Source organism: Pedobacter frigidisoli (assembly GCF_032678525.1).
GTDB classification, from domain to species: domain Bacteria; phylum Bacteroidota; class Bacteroidia; order Sphingobacteriales; family Sphingobacteriaceae; genus Pedobacter; species Pedobacter frigidisoli_A.
The window spans coordinates 516,449-536,604 of record NZ_JAVTSE010000004.1; the positions used below are offsets into that span (position 1 = coordinate 516,449).

The 20,156-nt window shown below is 37.2% G+C and carries 16 protein-coding genes; 7 read left to right on the top strand and 9 right to left on the bottom strand.

Features of this window, described 5'->3' with window-relative positions:
* Nucleotide 1: 1 nt before the first annotated feature.
* On the bottom strand, nucleotides 2-1,834 hold the full coding sequence (locus R2Q80_RS14115) for a site-specific DNA-methyltransferase (protein ID WP_316800201.1): 1,833 nt from the start codon (nucleotides 1,832-1,834) through the stop codon (nucleotides 2-4).
* A 388-nt stretch (nucleotides 1,835-2,222) separates the two neighbouring features.
* On the opposite strand from R2Q80_RS14115, the gene R2Q80_RS14120 reads away from it, so the two are divergent.
* Complete coding sequence (locus tag R2Q80_RS14120; protein WP_316800202.1) at nucleotides 2,223-3,320, top strand: PIN domain-containing protein; 1,098 nt, start codon at nucleotides 2,223-2,225, stop codon at nucleotides 3,318-3,320.
* A 378-nt stretch (nucleotides 3,321-3,698) separates the two neighbouring features.
* Here R2Q80_RS14120 and R2Q80_RS14125 read toward each other — a convergent pair whose 3' ends face one another.
* Entirely contained in the window at nucleotides 3,699-4,433 is a 735-nt protein-coding gene (locus tag R2Q80_RS14125) for a DUF3800 domain-containing protein (protein ID WP_316800203.1), read from the bottom strand.
* Nucleotides 4,434-4,524: 91 nt separating this feature from the next.
* The gene (locus tag R2Q80_RS14130) at nucleotides 4,525-5,127 is read right to left on the bottom strand and encodes a recombinase family protein (RefSeq protein WP_316800204.1); all 603 of its coding nucleotides are present in this window, start codon (nucleotides 5,125-5,127) and stop codon (nucleotides 4,525-4,527) included.
* Between the two features lie 513 nt (nucleotides 5,128-5,640).
* On the opposite strand from R2Q80_RS14130, the gene R2Q80_RS14135 reads away from it, so the two are divergent.
* The 3 genes from R2Q80_RS14135 to mobC are packed head-to-tail and all read left to right on the top strand — an operon-like array spanning nucleotide 5,641 to nucleotide 9,322.
* The gene (locus R2Q80_RS14135) at nucleotides 5,641-6,051 is read left to right on the top strand and encodes a mobilization protein (protein WP_316800205.1); all 411 of its coding nucleotides are present in this window, start codon (nucleotides 5,641-5,643) and stop codon (nucleotides 6,049-6,051) included.
* Nucleotides 6,033-7,298, top strand: a complete 1,266-nt coding sequence (locus R2Q80_RS14140; RefSeq protein WP_316800206.1) for a relaxase/mobilization nuclease domain-containing protein — start codon at nucleotides 6,033-6,035, stop codon at nucleotides 7,296-7,298. Before R2Q80_RS14135 ends, R2Q80_RS14140 begins: the two co-directional genes overlap by 19 nt.
* 11 nt (nucleotides 7,299-7,309) lie before the next feature.
* Nucleotides 7,310-9,322 carry a conjugal transfer protein MobC gene (gene mobC, locus R2Q80_RS14145; protein ID WP_316800207.1) on the top strand — a complete coding sequence of 671 codons (2,013 nt, stop codon included), beginning with the start codon at nucleotides 7,310-7,312 and terminating at the stop codon, nucleotides 9,320-9,322.
* Nucleotides 9,323-9,343: 21 nt separating this feature from the next.
* Here mobC and R2Q80_RS14150 read toward each other — a convergent pair whose 3' ends face one another.
* From R2Q80_RS14150 to R2Q80_RS14160, 3 genes are all read right to left on the bottom strand, one after another.
* Entirely contained in the window at nucleotides 9,344-9,538 is a 195-nt protein-coding gene (locus R2Q80_RS14150) for a hypothetical protein (RefSeq protein WP_316800208.1), read from the bottom strand.
* Between the two features lie 266 nt (nucleotides 9,539-9,804).
* Nucleotides 9,805-10,887, bottom strand: a complete 1,083-nt coding sequence (locus tag R2Q80_RS14155; RefSeq protein WP_316800209.1) for a sensor histidine kinase — start codon at nucleotides 10,885-10,887, stop codon at nucleotides 9,805-9,807.
* Nucleotides 10,888-11,079: 192 nt separating this feature from the next.
* Complete coding sequence (locus R2Q80_RS14160; protein WP_316800210.1) at nucleotides 11,080-11,817, bottom strand: LytTR family DNA-binding domain-containing protein; 738 nt, start codon at nucleotides 11,815-11,817, stop codon at nucleotides 11,080-11,082.
* Between the two features lie 297 nt (nucleotides 11,818-12,114).
* Between R2Q80_RS14160 and R2Q80_RS14165 the strand changes: the two genes are divergently transcribed.
* The 3 genes from R2Q80_RS14165 (at nucleotide 12,115) to R2Q80_RS14175 (ending at nucleotide 13,727) form a co-directional block, all read left to right on the top strand.
* Complete coding sequence (locus R2Q80_RS14165; RefSeq protein ID WP_316800211.1) at nucleotides 12,115-12,705, top strand: Crp/Fnr family transcriptional regulator; 591 nt, start codon at nucleotides 12,115-12,117, stop codon at nucleotides 12,703-12,705.
* Nucleotides 12,706-12,926: 221 nt separating this feature from the next.
* On the top strand, nucleotides 12,927-13,382 hold the full coding sequence (locus R2Q80_RS14170) for a MauE/DoxX family redox-associated membrane protein (RefSeq protein WP_316800212.1): 456 nt from the start codon (nucleotides 12,927-12,929) through the stop codon (nucleotides 13,380-13,382).
* A gap of 51 nt (nucleotides 13,383-13,433) precedes the next feature.
* Nucleotides 13,434-13,727, top strand: a complete 294-nt coding sequence (locus R2Q80_RS14175; RefSeq protein ID WP_316800213.1) for a hypothetical protein — start codon at nucleotides 13,434-13,436, stop codon at nucleotides 13,725-13,727.
* A 42-nt stretch (nucleotides 13,728-13,769) separates the two neighbouring features.
* On the opposite strand, the gene R2Q80_RS14180 is transcribed toward R2Q80_RS14175, so the two are convergent.
* From R2Q80_RS14180 to R2Q80_RS14190, 3 genes are read right to left on the bottom strand one after another with little or no spacing between them, the layout of a single operon-like run.
* Nucleotides 13,770-15,326, bottom strand: coding sequence for a TlpA disulfide reductase family protein (locus R2Q80_RS14180; RefSeq protein WP_316800214.1), 1,557 nt, complete (start codon nucleotides 15,324-15,326; stop codon nucleotides 13,770-13,772).
* A gap of 8 nt (nucleotides 15,327-15,334) precedes the next feature.
* Nucleotides 15,335-16,729 (bottom strand): RagB/SusD family nutrient uptake outer membrane protein, encoded by a 1,395-nt coding sequence (locus R2Q80_RS14185; RefSeq protein WP_316800215.1) that lies wholly within the window; start codon nucleotides 16,727-16,729, stop codon nucleotides 15,335-15,337.
* A 12-nt stretch (nucleotides 16,730-16,741) separates the two neighbouring features.
* Nucleotides 16,742-20,083, bottom strand: a complete 3,342-nt coding sequence (locus tag R2Q80_RS14190; RefSeq protein WP_316800216.1) for a SusC/RagA family TonB-linked outer membrane protein — start codon at nucleotides 20,081-20,083, stop codon at nucleotides 16,742-16,744.
* Nucleotides 20,084-20,156: the final 73 nt, after the last annotated feature.

Here is a 20,156-nt window from a genome sequence, read left to right on the forward strand (position 1 = left end):
ATTAAATGATAACCAAATTTATACTCGATTCTTTAAATTCTAATTTTGTGTTACTCAAATCTTCATCGTTATTGAATAAGCGATTAAGGATGATAACCTGCTTAATATCCATATCATGGATTGTTGACTTAATTGCACTATCAAAAGCTATAAGACAGAATGCAAGTTTGTAACTCTCAATGTAATAAAACTCATTTTTCTCCACCACAATTTTATCAATTTTTGTATCTAATGGCTTCCCTAATTTTAATAGTAACTCGAATACCATGTTTGATGCAATACTTCCTGGCTTATCGGAGTGTACAAATATTTTCAGCTGATTTAAAATCGCCTCTTTACCTGCAATATCATTTCGCCAGTTACTAAAGTTTGATTGGCAAAGCTTAAAAAATTTGACCCCATTTTTATCCTCATCAACAGCATATTTCTCAATTACTTTTTTAATCCTTTCTTTGCTTATATCTGCAATAGAGTTAAAACCGTTTTGAACCGCTTCGCTCTTTTCTTCGAGAAGCTCGGCCATTTGAACAAGTATAAATTTTCGGTTTCCGTCATCATCATAATTTAATTCTGAAACTGCATGTGCAGTGGTCGAACTACCAGCGAAAAAGTCCATGACGATATCAGAATCGTCTTTATTAGTGGTTTGTTGTAACAGCTCCTTAATCAGGTTTACGGGTTTTGGAAAATCGAAATATCTAACCCCAAAAAGTTCTTCTATCTCCGATGTACCATTCCTCGTATATATGTCCTTTCCAATGATTGATGAATATCCAGCTAGAGAATCCGAAAGTTCACTTAGAAATTTTTTTCTTCTAGGTCGCCCCGTATCCACTGTGGGCCAAAGAATTTTGTCTTCGTTAATTAAAGATTGCATTGTTTTTTTGTCATACCTCCAACCCATTTTTGGCTTGCCATAATTAGTACCTGTGGTCGGATGGATTAAATCATAATGACAATTCGGGCGTAAATGTTCAGGCAACAATCCCACCATGTTACCGCTTGTCCAGTCACCACGAGGATCTTCATCTGGATTTGTGTATTGATTTGTCTTCCTTTCACTTCCTTTTAATGAACGATATGTACTATTTTTTGCATAACAAAAAACGTATTCGTGATCTACTGAAACTCCCGACACGTTTCTATTATCCTTGTTCTGACGACTTTTCCAAACAAGTTGAGAAACAAAGTTTTCTTCCCCAAAAATCTCATTCAAGATTAATTTTAGATTTGCTTGCTCATTATCATCAATGGATACAAAAATTACACCGTTTTCTGAAAGCAGATTTCGAGAAAGATAAAGTCTTGGGTACATCATTGAAAGCCAGCTCGAATGGAAATGGCCATTTTCCTTTGAGTTTTTTTTCCATAAATCCTGTTTGTTTAAATAACCATCATCATCGGTTCTGCCTGTTCTTTTATTATATTCGTCCTGACGTTCACTATAATCATCAGGATATACAAAACTATCGTTTCCAGTATTGTAAGGTGGGTCGATGTAGATTACTTTTATTTTTCCGAAATACGATTTTTGAAGAATTCTAAGCACTTCTAAGTTTTCTCCCTCGATGAAAATATTGTTTGCTTCATCAAACTTAACGCTATTATTTTTGTCTGGTTCAAGGGTACAGGTTGTTTGTTTCTGAACCTCTTTTCGGGCCTCGGCTTTATTGGCCCAAGTTAATTCATAATGCTCATTAGCATAAATAACTGAATCTCCTAACATCCCTTTTAGTTTTTTAAAATCAATCTGTCCTTCAGTGAATACTTCTGGAAAGATATTTTTAAGGGAATTTATTTTTTCTTGTTGAATGTTCTGAGATAGTCCGTCCATTAAAGTAAAATTTGTTCAAATGTAGTTGCTAATCTTTCATAAACCTAACTGCACCCAAATATTTTCTATAATTACTTTATTGAGATCGAATCATTTGCTTAAAGTTGTATGTGTTAAAATTGCAGTGAATAGTTGATTTTCATCGGGAAAACCTCTACAATTGAAATTTTTTTTAGTGTTAATTCATCAGGTATCGTGTTATAGTTGATTTGAATGAATTCCTATTTTTTAAGAGTTAGCAGTCACTACTTCGATCGTTTTGTAGGATTGACTATGAGTTTTGAAATGTTGAACTTAAGTTGTTATAATTCGCCTTAATTCTATAGTCTTCTTAATTTTATAATCTTTTTATCTTAGTGAAATTAAGTTTAATATTAACCTAAATACTATGCCAAAAGTCACCATAAAAAATATAGCATTAGATACTTCATTTATAGAGGGGCAAAACTTCCTCGCCGGAAATATTTTATATAATATTGCTGATTTAGGAAAAAAAGGAATTGCTAATATTTATATTACTGATATTGTATATAGGGAAGTATTAGCGCGTTTTAGCACAAGGATATTGGAAGAGAATAACAAAATAAACTCTGTTAGGAAAACAATTCATGGAAGTCTTCGTGTTTTGAAGAATTTTGCTGATTATAAGGAATATTTTACACTTCCAGAAATAAATTTGGAGACAATAAGACAAGATTTTAAAGGTAGGTTTGATAAATGGATAGACGAAGCCAATGTTATAATAATTGATACTGAGGACATGGCTATTGGGAGAATATTCAATGACTATTTTGAGAACAATCCACCTTTTGGTTCGGGAGAGAAAAAGCATGAATTTCCTGATGCTTTTAGTTTTTTAGCACTAGGCGATCATTTTAAAAAGTTTGACATGAAATGTTATTTTGTTTCTCATGACAAAGATTTCGATAAAATTAAAAATCCTCATATTATCCCTGTAAAGGACATTACAGATAAAATTGATATACTATTACGATTAGAGCAGGAGCAATTAGCAGATATACTCAAACTTATAGATAATGCATTTATCAAAGAAAAGGTAAAGCTTCAAAAAGAGGCTAGTGAACTTATAAATTCTTTCCTCGAAAATTCAGTCTCAAATCGAGGGGGGATCAATGGAATGGAAATAGATGTCGTTGAAAAGATAGATTTAAGTGATGTCGAATTTACTGAATACAACATAACCTTTATAGGAAAAGATTCAGCACGGATTGAGTGTTTAGGGAATTTTGCATATGAAATAATTATCGCAGTCGAAGATAATACAGAAGCTTTTTATGATAAGGAAGATGATATTTATTTTGGAACTAAGCATCGTTCAATAAAAATCAAAGACTCTAGAGATGAGCATTTTTCTGTGGTTTTGGATTTCGATCTTGACGAAGATTATATAGAAGCTGAAGTCGATGATATTAATGATGGGAATGGCTTTGATGTTTTTGAAAAATATGATAATGACTATCGTTAACTTTGAGACCACCTTGGAGAAAATAAATATGTAGTTTCTTCTTATTTATTAAACGATTTTGGATATCATCAATATTTTAAGAGCGTAACTATTTTATGATTGATGCTAAGTAATTAAAACAGTGTAAATTTTTAACTTCTTCTTTTTCGGCTACATATATTCTATAAATTTTTATCCCAAACTAGCTCTTTATGTTATAGTAGATGACAATTTTTTTTGACACAAACTTATTGTCGAAATGCGATTTCGTAATTTAATTGTTACAAATAGGTATTGGGATATTTGTTATCTTTGTGTGCGACTTGAGGCAGTCCTAACTGCTTAGGGCCGCGACAAATCAAAAAGTATTTTGAGCCCCGGTTTTTAACCAGGGCTTTTTTATTTACGAACAATTCCTAAAGGATCGGATTTACTAGCGGCTTTCAATAAATTCGGTTCTAATGCATCGAAAATTTTTTCAACATTATGTTTCTTTAAACTCCCTTTTGGAAATTCTCTTCTATATAAAGAATGAGCAATTAGGTCACAAGTCTGGATAAAATATGAAAGGGTAGATTTTCTATGTGTAATATCTTCAATGATGTTTTGTACCGGTGAATTATATGGGATTGGGCCAAACTGGGAGGGGACTGGATTGTATATTCGGCTCTTTCTTAGTTGGTTTCTTAATTGGGTTTCATTACTCTCATCACAAATAATAATACCAACATCATTCATTCTGTTTAAATAGATATCATATCTATTTAAAAAACGATTCCACGCTAACTCTTGAAAGTTGACAGTGTTGGGATGCTCAGATTTTTTGAAGCAAATATTTAAAATCTTTCCATTAGGGAATAAGTTGGGAACCTCATTAATATAAAATTTCATCATATTAATTCTCATGTTCTTTTTTATTGCCTTGTAACTCGGTAAACTTGTGCGAAAAATTTCTGATGTATGAAATTCAGTTCGTGGCTTTAAACCAAATAGTGGCTCCATATTTTGTCTCAAAATCTTTAAACGATCTAAACTATGTTTCCAGTCATTTTGATGGATAATTAACCCAGACAATATGTAGTGTGGTGATGATAATGGGGCGTTCCCTGGATCTCCACTTTCGTCAACGTACATTATGTACATAATAAAAATTTATAGATTAAATATAGTTACAGAATGGTTCGCATGAAAAACAGGGGTTATTTCAAAAATTAAATTTGTCAATTTATTTTTTCTCCATTTTTTTTATTTCTTCATTTGTGTGGGTATCGAGAATCTTTGCATATCTATAGAACGTTGGTCTTGTCAATTGCAGGCCTTTATAAATTTCCTCTGGGGTTTTATCCAGGTCTTTATAAACTGATCGCATAACTATCAATTTGGCAATCGTATCTTTTGCAAAGCCCTTTGGTCTACCTCCGATACGACCCCTAGCCCGTGCCGATTGCAAACCAGCATTTGTTCTTTCTCTAATCAATTCTCTTTCATACTCCGCTAATGAAGCCATTATATTTAGGAAGAGCCTGCCATTGATCGTTGAAGTGTCAACTCCATCTGTCAAGCCCTTGATGATTATTCCTTTTTCACTTAAGCTCAAAACTAAATCAATAATATGTCTTAAGCTTCTTCCTAAGCGGTCAAGTTTCCAAACAATCAGTTCATCACCTTTTCGGAATTGGGCAATCATTTTATCGAGTTCAGGGCGGAACTTTGTAGCTCCAGAAATCGTTTCTTTAAAAATAATTTCGCACCCTGCCTTTTCGAGTGCTTCGATTTGCAAATTTAAATTTTGCTCTTTTGTGGAGACTCTAGCATACCCAATCTTCATAACTGTATTAATAAAACCTTTATTAAAACTTTTAATAAATTTTGTTTAATGAAACAAGTTTGTGAGACGATTCTCTTTTTGAATCTTAAACAGTTCTAAAGATAGGATAAAATCTCATAATACCACCGTTTTGATAATCTTACGGTATGACGATAGGAAGTGCCATTGCCTAATGATAAAACACGATAAGTTTGTATTCAACTTATTTGATTATGATATGAATACGAAGAAAAAAATTAAGCCAGGATCAAATCTATACTTCCAGCAGCTACGTAGAATTATCCGCAGAAAAATCATTTCAATTCCTCAGCCAGATAAGGGCGATACTAGATTGGATCACTCAAAAGAAAAATAGTATTAATCCCAACAAATTCGAGCGACCTACAGGAATACTTTAACCACGGGGGTGTTTTGCAAGATGTATTTTTGTATACACAAAAAAATCTTGCGCCCTTGAGGTCGGGCATTTTTCTCGGAACTCGAAAATGCTGAAGCCAAATAAAAAGCAAGATTATGCCAAGGAAGAAATCTAAAAATCCAGAACAGCTGCTGACCCATCCAATCATCGTTAGGGTTAATGAGCAAACCTATAAACGTTTAGAAAAAATTCTCCTCCACAGCAATTGTCAGTCGATTGGGGAGGTTGCAAGAAATATTCTATCAAAGGAAAAAATCCTGATGCTGTCCAGGGATGTAACAATGAATGCACCGATGGAAGAATTGGCGTCTATACGTAAAGAACTTCGGTCTATTGGGATTAATATCAATCAGCAAACCCACCATTTTCATACCTCGGAAAACGAGGCGCAGCGGTCATTTTATTTTATGCGAACCAGTGACCTATATAAAAATGTTGGATTAAAAGTAGACAGACTATTGGAGCTGGTAACTAAAATGTCAATGAGATGGTTGCAAGGATATTAACCGGAAGCAGTATCCGGGGGCTAATTAATTACAACGAATCCAAGGTTGCTTTGGGAACTGCATCACCCATTCTGGCTAGCAAATTCGGGCTGGATATTGAACAACTAGAACTACGGCACAAGGTGGCAAGGTTCGAGCATTTGACTAAGCTCAATAGCAGAGTCAAAACCAATGCATTACACATTATGCTCAACTTCGATCCGACTGAAGTACTGTCGACAGAAAAGATGCAAATGATAGGTGTGGACTACATGAGTGGGATTGGGTTTGGTGAGCAACCTTTCTTAGTGTACAGGCACGAGGATACCAGCCATCCCCACATTCATATTGTCACCACTAATATTAAAGCAGATTCAACTAGGATTGATCTGCATAATATTGGTAAAGTGCTTTCAGAAAAGACCAGAATGGAACTCGAGATCAAATACAATCTGATTAAAGCTGAGGGGCGTGGCAAAGAACAGCAAATTGTCCCAGTCCATATTGATAGGGCTCAATATGGAGAAAAGCAAACCAAAAGATCAATTTATAATATAGTCACGGCAGTTTTGAGAAGTTATAAGTTTACCTCGTTCTCAGAATACAACGCGGTAGTAAAAAGCTTCAATGTTATTGCTGACCGGGGATCAGAAGATTCGGTAATGTTTGCAAAAAGGGGACTGGTCTACTCGGTTTTGGATAATAAAGGTATCCGTGTTGGCATACCTTTTAAAGCTAGTTCATTTGCAGGCAATCCCGTACTGACAAAGGTTGAAAGTAAGTATAAATTAAACCTTGAAAAAAGGAAAGTGCATGCTGAATCGTTGAAAGGAATAATCCTTGGGCAGCTTACAAATGCTAAGGGGTTGACCTCAAAACAATTGGTGGACAGGTTGAGGAAGGAGGGCATTTCTCTAATTTATAGGCAAAATAAAGAGGGTAGAATTTATGGCCTTACCTATGTTGACCACAATACACGGTGTGTTTTCAATGGGAGTGATCTTGGTAAACAGTTCAGTGCAAAATCAGTCCTGGAAATATTGAACAAGGGTAACGCCCAGTCATTGGAGCCCGTGAAATGGAATAGCACAAAAAGATCTGGTACAATATCGAATTCCTCGGTTTTAGAAAATGATTACGGTAAATCATCAGGGGAGGGACATTTACACTTTTTATTTGAAAAACCTGCTTCAGATCTCAATTTACCTGTAATGCGGATCAAGAAAAAGAAGAAGAAAAAAAGGCTCTCAAAAAATATGGATTTATAAAATAAAAGATTATGAATACAGGTGAAGATACACAAGGGCTCCGGAAGATACTCGACTTGAGCAGAATGATCAGCGTTGTTCTGCTGGCGATGCATTTTTATATTAGATTTTTTCAGATGTTCCGCGATTTAGGGTGGCATTCAGAAATTACAGATCGCATAGTCGGTAAACTGGCTAAGCTTGCCATTTTTGATGGCTGGTGGTTGGCTAAGTTTGCTGCGCTATTATTTCTTGCTATATCCCTTTTAGGGGTTAAAGGAAAGAAGGATGAAAACGTTTCCTTCAAAAAGATTTATATCTACATGGGGACAGGGCTATTTCTATATTTCTGTGCAATCTTAGTCTTGTATCTACACTATTCAGAGGTATTCTTGATCGGATTTTATTGCCTGCTAACCGTCACTGGCTTTCTTTTGATTCTGGCTGCGGGTACCTGGATTTCAAGGCGAATTAAGCAAAGTTTGGTAAAAGATATATTCAACTTGGAAAATGAAACCTTTCCCCAGGAAGAAAGGCTACTCGAAAACGAATACTCTGTAAACCTCCCCGCTAAGTACAACTATAAAGGAGAGATACGGGATAGTTGGATTAATCTCATTAATCTGTTTAGGGGTTTGCTGGTAGCAGGAACCCCGGGAGCAGGGAAGTCATATTTTGTAATCCGTCATTTGATCGACCAGCTGGTGGGGAAGGGATTTAGCATGTTTATTTATGACTTTAAGTATGATGACTTATCCGTAATCGCCTATAATTGCTTGCTTAAATATATTGGCCAGTATAAAGTTAAGCCAAAATTTTATGTGATTAATTTCGATGACCTCAATCGTACCCATCGTTGCAATCCCCTTGATCCCGCTGCAATGACTGATATTACGGATGCCACAGAAGCAAGCAGGACAATAATGATGGGCCTGAATCGCGACTGGATCAAAAAGCAGGGCGACTTCTTTGTGGAAAGCCCTATAAATTTTCTCACGGCCATTATCTGGCACCTCAAAAAATACAAAAATGGTAAATACTGCACGCTTCCACATGTGATTGAACTGATGCAGGCGGATTATGAACAGCTTTTTAATGTGCTGCAACAAGAAGAAGAAATTAAGGTTTTAATCAATCCTTTTATTAGCGCCTATCAGAATGAAGCGATGGCACAACTAGAGGGGCAGATTGCGTCAGCAAAGATTGGACTAGCGAGACTTTCTTCACCTCAATTATATTATGTGTTGAGTGGTAGTGATTTTAGTTTGGACGTAAACAATCCTGAAGAACCAAAGATTATCTGTGTGGGCAACAATCCGCAAAAATTGCAGGTCTATGGTGCAGTACTCTCCCTGTATATATCCAGGATGATTAAACTGGTCAACCAAAAAGGAAAATTGAAGAGTGCCCTTATTTTTGATGAATTTCCCACTATATTTTTCAATAATATGGATAGCCTCATCGCAACAGCCAGGAGTAATAAGGTAGCCACTGCTTTGGCTGTTCAGGATTTTAGCCAGCTAAAAAAGGATTATGGGGCAGAGCAATCTGAAGTCATCACCGGAATCGTTGGAAACATTATTGCAGGTCAGGTGACTGGAAGTACCGCCAAAACACTGAGCGAGACTTTCGGAAAAATTATGCAGGACAGGCAATCAAAAAGTATAAACAGTAGCGACATTTCCATTTCACAATCTACGCAATTAGATTATGCCATTCCTGCTTCTAAGATCGCGTCCCTATCCTCTGGAGAATTTGTAGGCATGGTAGCGGACAATCCGGAAGAAAAGGTTTCGTTAAAAATGTTTCATTGTGAAATACAAAATGATCATGAGGCTATCGCTCGGGAGGAAAAAGCATATAAGCCAATACCTACAATTAGAAATGTTTCCTCGGAAGAGATAAGAGGGAATTATGAAAAAATAAAAGCTGATATTGCTAATATAATCGGTAATGACGCTAAAGCTCCTGATGAAAAGCTAAATAAAAACAAAAAAAAATCAAAGTCTAAAAAAGAAACTTCGAGGCCAACTGTTTCGCTCTGAAGTTTGTCCTTTTAATGCTTGTTAAATTTCGCTTTCATTTTGTAGCTGCTGGAAAAGTTCCCGGAAGTTTTCGACGCTAGTAGGTTTGAACAGGTAATGCCACTTATCTTTTAGATTTGGCATCAGCTCATGTTCGAAATGTGAAGTAACAAAAACGATGTGGCTCACATTCCATCCGACGTTTTCCGCTAGGGTGACTCCTGATATTTTGTTCATATTTAACATCGGCAAATAAAATATCAACTTGAGCTTAATTTAAAAGATATTCGCAGGCGATTGTAGGCTCAGTAAAGGGTTCCAACAGTTATAAAGCCTCGAATTTTTTGATGTGATCAGTCAAAGTCTCATTCAAAGGATTGGTCGTCAAAACTTTACAGATGAGCTCCTTCATTTGGGTGTAGTATTTCGACTGTTGTTGATTTTCGGATGGTTTCGACCGAATTTTTTTTAATTCCTGCAAAATCTTGTATGATGAACTCAATTTAGGGAATTTTTCGACGAACTGAAAGATAGTCTATTCTCAATTCAGTGTAGAAAATCTGATCTCTCATTCCCGTTGCGAAATTGTAGTTATTTGGATAAGCCAGAGCAAGTCTGGTCATGATGTTTTTGATTCCTGTCCTTTCTCCCTGGTGAGGTAGCGTATTTGCGATCAGATTACTGGTACGGAAAATTAAAGCATCCGTACTTGTGATGAGTTCAATTATGGCTGGATTTTCGGGGTCCAAAAGATTGCCGTGTTTGAAAATATTTTCCACCAGCGTCAGCAATAAAATTGGAATTACCATTGCACGTTCAAAGTTTAACTCCGAGGTAAATTTGAGATTTATCCGATCGTTACTTCTCAATGAGTTTAGTCGGATCATGTATTCAATCTGCTCAAGTTCTCGTGCTACTTCAACAAAATCTTTCTTACTCGTTTCCAATGCATAATCCATGATTTCTGTCAGATAGTCAATCGCCTCATCTGATTTTTCAGGGTTTTTCTTGGATACCGCCTTGATAAAGTCAAGGGTATTGAATAGCAGGTGTGGATTGATTTGGGCTCTAAGATAATCCCTTTGCATAACAAGAAGTTGGCTTTTGAGTTTTTCAACCTCCAGCGATCTGGTCATCTCCTTTTCCCGTCGGTTTAGATATTCCTTTAACAGATAGTAGCCAGTACCAAAAGCGATGAAGAATAATGCTCTATAAAGAACAATCACTATAAAATCAAAATTAAATACAAAAGGACTGACCTTTTGCTTTAAAATGTCCTGCAAAATAATACTTGCAATAACTGCTCCGCACACATACAAAGCTAACTCAGTGATAATCAATGAACCAAATAGAGCAATTCTTCCGAAGCCAGCTCGCTTGGAATGAGGCATTACAACCGCCCCATGCAAGTAAAATATGCCAATGTTTAGGGAATAAAAAAGTAGATAGTAGGTGAGGCTACTGAATCGCTGTTTAACTGCCCCAGCAACAATGACTTCGATGAATATAAACGATGCCCAGCAGGTAATATGGATCAATTGCTCTTTGTCAAGGCCTAGCCGCTGTTTGGATAATATATCGCTCATCTCAGATAACATAAGTGCCTAATTTTTAATGTCTTGGTAAAATCGGCCATAAAATTAATGGTTATGAAAACTGAGAAACATCCCAAATTAGTCAAAAAAACAATCTTTATATTTAAATCAAACCAAATGGGTAATGGTCGAAGCACCGAGCCCACAACCTCGGTTACCACTACAATAACATCCACGGATAGTTTAATTCGTCCTATTACCGGGTAATCTGTTATTTAGAAATTCCTCGAATTTTTTCTTATAACTTCGAGTCACTGAAAACTTGGTTCCATTATGCAACATTATTCTGAATCCATCGATTTGTGTCACATGGTTGAATGACAAGATCTCTGATCTGTTGATTCGCAGGAATTCTGTCCTGTCTTTTAATGCCTCTTCCATGTCTGAAAGTGTGTGGTAACTGGTAAACACCTTATCCCTTGTAAAGACTTGAATGTAATTAGACATTGCCTTTATATACATCACATTTTCATATTGCAAACTCAGGTAATTATTTTTCAACCCGCCCTTGATCAGCACAAAGTTGTCATCCTTTGTAGTGACAGACAATAGTGGAAGTTTTGATGCAATTAACCGTTGTATCTGTTGTATGAATTTTAACTTTTTCAGTGGTTTCAGTAAGTAACCGTCTACTCCGACCTCAAAGCTTTCTTCAGCATAATCCCGATGTCCAGTAATGAATATTAAATAATCGCAGTAGGGTTTCAGCAATTTAGCCCCTTCAATTCCATTAATGAAGGGCATCCCGATATCTGACAGGATTACATCAATATGTTTATGCTGGTGTAAATAGTTCATCGCATCATAGGCATTCTCAAAACTATGCTCATGGATTACCCCTGGAGTAGCAGAAATAAGATCTTCTATTTGCGTAATTGAATAGGGTTCATCGTCAATAACAATGCATCTTAGTTCCTTCATAATATTATTTTTATCGGCTCGTATTTAGCTAAAATACCCATTGTATTTTTAATTAGCAACAAGGATCTGTTTTCAAAGTCGTTTACATTGTCATAATTGGCGTTCACACAATATATCCGCATTTCGCATAATAGCTTTTTTAAATTTGAATTTAATCTTGACTTTTCCCTTTGAAATAACTGTTTAATCATTAACCAACATTTCAACTTTCAGTTTACCAAGCCGTCGGAAGCCAGGTATTTGAAGAGGGGTTTTCCACCCCTCTTTTTTATTAAGTCGGAATGCAATAACCTTTGTATGATCACAGATGTATATTATCAGGCGATTATAAATAGGATTACATCCTTTTGCGAAATCTCACCAGGTTTTTATGCTGCGTTGAGACCAATACTGAAAATCTATAAGTTCCCAAATGCAGAATACATTTTACGTAAAGGCAGAAGGGCAAAGTTTGCCTGGTTTGTTGTGGAGGGCTATTTGAGGGAGGTGACCAATAGCAATTCGTCAAATCTAGGGCATACAACATGGTTCTGGTATCCAGGTGATTTCGTCCTGGCCTATCCCGTATTTTTCAATCAAAAGGAGGCGATATCAGACATTGAGGTTTTACCAAATACCGTTCTTTTGGAAATTAGTCACGAGGATTTTCTTTCCCTAAAAGCTGCTTTCCCGGAAGTGTCCAAGCTTCAGGAAGAGGTCAAATTCTATTTTGATAAAGCTAGACTCGATCACAGTGAGGATCTTTTCAATTTGTCAGGAAAACAGAAATATCAGAAATTTCAAAAAGCTCATCCTGCACTTTTTAATGTTGCCAAACATAAAGACATCGCATCATTTCTCGGATTAAAAGATATTGGCTTCCGCCGATATTATTCCCTTTTTCCATAATTTAAAAATTTGAACTTGAGTACATTATCTAATTAATTGTGTACAAATGTACTCTCTATTCTTTCTTGGAATACTGAACTTTAACTTATTGATCAGGAGATGGTTCCTGACTGTTGATTAGAAAGGAGTGCTGTGACAAAGAGTTTAGATAGTCAGTTTGGAGCTACTTGTTCCAAGTGGTGGATGCCACAATTATTCGATGAACATTCAATCAAATAAATATGAAGACTTTAAAAATTTCAAAAATTCCAATTAAGCTTTCCTCAAACTCCGTGGAGCTTTTCCAACTTCTGTTGCATATCATTTTAGCATCGCTTTTTGCCTATACGGCTTATGAAAAGATTATGGACCATGAACGGTTTATTAATGGTATTGCCAAAGTAGAAATTATTGGGAGATTTTCCTTATTCATAAGTTTAGCGGTTCCGATAACTGAACTTGTAATTGCAGTGCTTATTCTCATTCCAAAAACTGCAAGAATTGGGCTTTGGAGCTTTTTGGTTTTGATGATCATTTTTACAGTGTATATCTTGATTGCATTGATCTGGGCATCAAAGCTTCCCTGTCATTGTGGGGGTGTCATCGAAACTTTAACCTGGACGGAACACTTATGGTTCAATATTGGATTCATCTTTTTGACTATCATAGCTATCCGCCTAGAGAAAACCTTAAATTAATAAACAACACAATTTAAATTTCAAATTATGAAAAATCTTAAAAAAGTGATTATGGGCTTCGCAGCCGTTGCTATGATCGTAGGTGGTAGTGCTTTTACAGGTACTAAATCGGTAAATAGTAAAGCGAGTTTAGCGACTCGAACTTTCGTTTTTGATCAAGATCAAAATGCCTGGGTAGTACTAAGTGGTACATATGATCCCAACAAGTGTATAGAGGGTGATGAACAATGCAGTTATATCACTACAAACGATGCAGTACCGAACCCTCTAAGTAAAGCAAACCGCGATACGTACATTGGTTCGCTAACTGCGCAAGGGGCGTCTGAAGCTAGTTATGATCTGTAAAATTTAATCGGAGCACAGGCATTTCGCCTGTGCTCTCTTTAACTATAGCAGTTTTTCAATGGCTATTATGAGTTGATTTTTTCCGTTCTTATTAGTCGGATTTGGTGGTTCAAAACTCGCCAAGTTTCCAAATTTATCAATCAACATTAGCTTAGGATAACTTTGAATGTTATAATATCGGATAAGCGGATGGTTGTATCCCATGTCATTCGTGTACGTCAGAAGCTGCGCCGAAGCGGTGTATTGCCTGCTTTTTATACCTTTTAACCACCAGCTTTTCGAACTGACACTTACAGATAGGAAGATCACATGATCATCTTTAGCAAAATGATTCATTACTGGTTCTAAGTTTGATGCCATTATCCGACAGGGTCCGCATCCTGTAAACCAAAAATCCACCAATATGACTTTTCCTTTTAGTGACTGAAGTGTAATACTCCTACCTAGATTGTCTTTGAGATCGAACCTAAAAAAGGGTTCGCCAGTCATCATCTTCGATTTAATTGATACTATAGTCGCGCTATCTACAGGATCATAGATGTTTTTAAGAGCCTCCTCAAAATAGGGACTTACATCCAACCCATTTCGCACAGCATATGCGAACCATTTTAAAAGAAGTTTATCTCTGGTAATTTTCCCATATTTCTCGATTATCTCCTTGAAAAGTGCTTTATCAAATGAAATTGCCTCCTTCCCTTTATTTTTTATATGAGCGCTAATGCGCTCGAAGTCATAGATATTATCTAAGTAGGAGTAAGAAAGTGGTAAAATTGGTTTCTTGATTTTGGGCTTTAACTGCTCAATGTGGTCAAGGAAATACATTTCAGCTTCGTTCGATGCATTGTCTTCCACCTCACTTTCCAATATAAGCCTTAGTCCTTTCAAAGTCGCTTTCCTCCGAATAGCTATACTCTCATTTTCAAGAGCATAAAATATGGTGCTATTGACAAGCGGTTTATATTTTTGAAGTAGATTAACCTTAATGTCATACAATGAGTCAAGGCCTTTATCGACGATTGTTCTAAGTTGATAATAGGCACCAACTTTTTTGCTTTTCCGTTCTTCTATCTGCAGCTTTTCCAATTCAGGACTTTCTGGGAAATCATACCGGAAAAGTTCCCGTTGAAGATTCATTTTTTCACTGCCGATACCAGAAAAATGAATGTCTGTGGGGCCAAGTATACAATTTAGATTGTCGGTGTTTTCCATATAATAAACTTTATTGGGCGCATACAACGATATTGTATATGGATCATCGCCAGGATGATAACTGATTTGAAGCCAAAAAATATTTGACGGAGCCGGTATTCTTATCTTAAGCTTGTCGCCATCTCGACAATTAAACTTCTGAATCGCTACACGATTATTGTTTTCCTGGCCATAATTTCCAATAAAATCAGAGTAAGTCGTGATAGATAGTTTTGCTAGCTGCTCTTTAGAATGAGCGTCGACAATACTTATGGTTAACGTGACTGAATCAGCTGTTGTAAATGCTTCGCTGGCATGGCTACGTTGTGCAAACATGATTATAATAAATGTCAATACGATGTGGCTTACCCTACTCATCATTTTTGGATTAATTTTTCTCTGCGTTTCCATACGATCTATTATCTAGTATTTTGAGTTATTCCACTCAAAAGAATTTCATCATCTGGAATTGGGAATACATATTTCGGATCATTTGGATTCAGTGTGTAGACTTCGTTATTGATGTTGCGCGTCAGCGCAATGTTTCTACCCTCAACATTCAGCCGTTTGATATCAGTCCACCTAAGGCCTCTCCAGACCAGTTCTTTTCTCCTTTCGTTCAGTATTTGCTTTAACGCTTCGGCCCCATCATTTGCCTTTAGTGGCGTAAATACAACCTTGTTATTCCAGCGCTTAACAAGTAAGGAATTGAGGAGTGTCATAGCCCCCTGCGGATCTCCCTTTCTCGCTTTACATTCAGCAAGATTAAGGATAATCTCATCAGTCGCAATCCCCGTAAAAGGATAGGAAGCTTCTCCCGCATACCCCCTCTTTTTATTATAATTTCCGGCAGTATTCTTCGCAAAGAAAATGGGTAGCCTTAGATCGTTACTCTGATAGCTTGCTATTAATTCTTTGTTCACATAGATACTGGTACTCGTATTATTTGAGGTGGCTCCTGAAAAAGCTGCGACTTGTACAGAGCTGTAAATCGTTTCATCATTGTTATAGCTGAAAGGAGTCCGAGCGGTCGTGCTAACAGTGTTGTAATCAATAATGGTACTATATGTAGCCAAACACTCTTCGGCATAAAATGAGGCAAGATCATACATCCTCATGCTCAGGTATATTCTTGATAATAATCCTGATACCGCAGCAGCGGATGGTCTATTTCTATTGTTGGCCTGAACCTTCCCGTTCAGTAGCAACTTAGCGGTATTTAAATCAAGCAATATCCGCTCATAGGTCTCTTTTTGGCTTGCGCGCTGCAGAAGAATGTCTATTCCAGGGGATAACCTTATAGGGACTCCCAAATTTGCTGCGGCACTGGCTTCTTCATATGCGGGTGAAAAATTCCTTACTAAGTCAAAATATTCATAGGCTCTCACAAAAAGTGCCCAACCCATAAGATTATCCCATTCTGATGCATTCCCTATATCCCGTGGTATTTTGGTTATCCCGTCAATTACGGAATTTGCATAAAAAATTGCCTGATAAGGCCCGTTCCAATCTTGAATATTACGTTCCCCTTGGTAAATGTCTGCCCGCCATAGATAGGCGTTCCTTGCAGTATTTGTAGCGACACTGTTCAATGCGGCCTGATTGGTATAGTCATAATCATCAGCGCTCAGCTGCGGAAGTGCCCCGGTAACATTAACTACCGAATAATTGTCGAGTAGGTTTTTGTAGTCTGATAATGTGCTTGGGGTGATAATTGTAGAACTGGGCTTTTCATCAAGAAAACCTTTTTCACAGCTAATCAGCGACCCTAGGCAGGCAATTGTTGCCAGCACGTATTTGTATTGTTTCTTCATTTTGATAATAAATTAGAAGTTTGCCTGAATTCCGAATGCGATGGTTTTTGGATTTGGGTATCCGTAAGGGGAGTCGGGATCAATTTTATACGGTGTCGATTTCCATAGGATACCGAGGTTGTTGGCGTAGAAATATATTCTCATTTGTTTAAAGGGCAATTGATCCGTTTTTTTCTTAGACACTGTATAACTAAGCTGTATATCCTGTAGTCTAATGTGGTCCGCTTTTTCGATCAGGATAGAAGAGCGTTCGTAGAAGTCATCACGGTTGCTGTTTGTCGGATAAATGAGCGCTGGCACGTCAGTTGTCCTTTCATCTCCTTTGGTCTGCCACCTGTTCTCAAAGTCTGCCTGTGCATAATTGCTTGCTCCTGAATAAAGGGCGGTATTGTTAAGTGAAGCTCGCCTGAAATAGTAGCCTAGTTTATAGGTAATGTTAAAAGAGAAACCAAAGCTTTTCCATTCCAATACGTTCATCAGATTACCAAAAATAGTTGGAGCGGCTGGACCATTGTAAACCAAATCTTGCAAGTTAGTTGAGTTTCGAATAGCGGTATAGTCACTACTTGGTACGCCGTTCAGGCTTCCGATAGGATTACCTAGTGTGTCCAGGCCATTCCATTTGTAGCTAAAAATGGAGATATATGGATACCCGACCAACGGATTCAAGTAGTTGGCGCCGACTATTAGGCTATTTGAGCCCTGCTTAACTTTGTACTCGGTAATTTTGTCTTTGACCAGGTTTAAGTTGAACCTACTTTCCCATCTAAGCGCTCCTTTAAAGTTAACGCTATTTAGGGTTAGGTCAATCCCGTTACTAGATGTATTGGCAGAATTTCCTCTATATGATACTACTCCCGTTTGTGGTGCTATCGGGCTGTTCCCAATTAGATCGACTCCCCACTTTTTAAAGTATTCAAAGGTGCCCGACAATCTCTTTTTCACTACTGAGAAATCCATTCCCACGTTCAATGTTTTCGTTTTTTCCCATCTTAATGAAGGGTTTGGAGCATTAATAATCTGTGCTTGAGAGGCGAGGAACTGATTTTGATAGGCTAATTGCGTAGCGGTAAGATAGGAAGAAACTGATTTGTCGACATTTCCCAAAAGTCCGTATGAGGTCCTGATTTTTAGGAAATCTATTGCTGTATTTTCGAGAAAATGTTCATTACTGATTATCCAAGCACCTCCAATAGACCATAATGGTACACCCTTCTGGTTTGTATTAACCCCGAATAGATTAGATTCGTCACGTCTTGCGCTTGCTGAAAGATAATAGGTACGGTCATATCCATAGTTTGCAAGAAAGTAGTAGGAGCGGTATTGATCAGTCATGCTGAATTGACCATCGAAATAGGGGATCGTGGATGTGCTGAGTGGATCACTGTAAATCGGAAAGTAACTAAGATAGTCAACTATGGAATTTGTTTCAGTGGCTGCATTGAATCCATAAAGACGAGTGGAACTGATCTTTAAAATACTTTCTCGCAGTTCTATGCCGAGGATACCAGATATTTCATTTTTATCATTAACATTTGGATTAAAATTGAGCTGAGCCCGCCCGTAATTATTAGTCAAAGCACTTTTTCCCCTGTCAGCTATTGACCCATTGGGTATATGGTAAGTTATCGTGTTCCCAGATATGCTGGAGAACCTGTTGATGAGATCCCTGGTATAAAAAGAGGCTAGGTCATAATTTGTTTCAGTTCCTGCAGTTTGACTACCACGCTGATAAGCAGTAGATATTTTTAGAGATTTCAAAATAGAATAGCTTACTCCAAAATTTAATGTTAGCCCATCAGTTTTATTAATTGTATTTGGCTTGAAATCGTCGAGTGGGTAATAATGCCAGTCTAGTAACCGGCCTTTACCAGCGGTATCAGCATAGGCTTTATTCAGGTTGCCATTGATTCTATTTTGTACAGCCAATGGATTTCCATAGCTATCGGCTATTTGATCGTATGGTGAAGACGGAACATAGCTAATGTTATTACTTGTCCCCTTTGTGGAATTGTATAATAACCCTGTGCTCAATTCTAGCTTTTTATTCAGCAGGTAGTAACTGTTACCGAAATTTAAAGTGGCCCGATCTAGTCCGTCGCTTATAATATTTTCCATGTTCTTATCGTATCCTACAGAAAAATTATATCGCTGGGTGTCGCTACCACCCGATACATTGGCAGAATATTGCTGATAAACTTTCGTTCTGTAGAGGTATTTATCTAAGTCTGACCGGATATCAATCCCTTGCAATTGATCAAGTCGGTTTTTGGCTTCCTCGGCGCTAATTTTTTGCAGTTTTCTTTGTTGAAAAATCGAAACAGCAGGAGACATATACTGATAACCGTTGTCGATTACTGAGGTGAACTTTCCCTGGTTAAATAGATACTCTTCAACCGCGATCCATTGTGATGAACTGAGTTGAGGAAGATAGTAAAGATTTGGTTTAGCCCCCAGGGTGAGGTTGGTATTAAAACCTACTATCGGCTGAGTACTGATTTTACCTTTTTTAGTTGTGATAACGATAACGCCATTTCCGGAAGTGGCGCCCCAAATGGAAGCTGCTGCGGCATCTTTCAATATCGAAATGTTCTCTATATCATTTGGATTAATATTTTGAATATCTCCTAGGTAAGGAAAGTTGTCCAATATTATTAGCGGTTCTGCATCTGCAAAAATAGTGCTTCTCCCTCGAATGCTTATATTGCTTTGCCCAGCCTGTTTATTTTTGTTGATGATCAAACCATTAGTTATACCTTCCAATCGATCGATAATGTTTGTGCTAACTTTCCTGTTGATTAATGTGCTATCTATTAAAACAAAACTTCCAGTGGTCCTTCGCTTTTCTAAAGTTTGATACCCGGTAGATACCACCTGAACATCCTCCAAATTATTTTCCTCGCTTTCCAGTAAAATACTTAAATGTTTATTATTAGGAGAAAAGGTTATTTCTATCGGAGAAAATCCAAGTGAGCTCACAATCAAAATGCCGCTACTTTCCACACTGGTCATCCTGAATTGTCCAAGGTCATTTGCGCTGGTACTGAGGTTAGTTCCCTTGATCCTTATTGTTGCATTAGGTATTGGCTTGCCTTGATGATCGACAATTGTTCCCAACACTTCATTTTGCGTATTATCGGGTACCTCTTTTTTAGTGGGGTGCGGTTTTAGGAAAATCGTCTTGTCTATGATCTCAAAACTGGTCTTTTTTTCGTCAAAGAGTAACTTCAGTAATGCGTCCAAGGGCTTTGAGTTCACCTCGAGGCTGATTTTGGCCTGCTCATCTACAGTGCTTTTATTGTACCAGAAATCATAACCACTTTGTTTTTCGATCTTGTCTAATACAGACCTCAAAGAAGCCTGCTTTACATTCAAACTTATATTTTGTGCTTGAGATAGCATCGATGCGAACAGGAGGATAAATCCT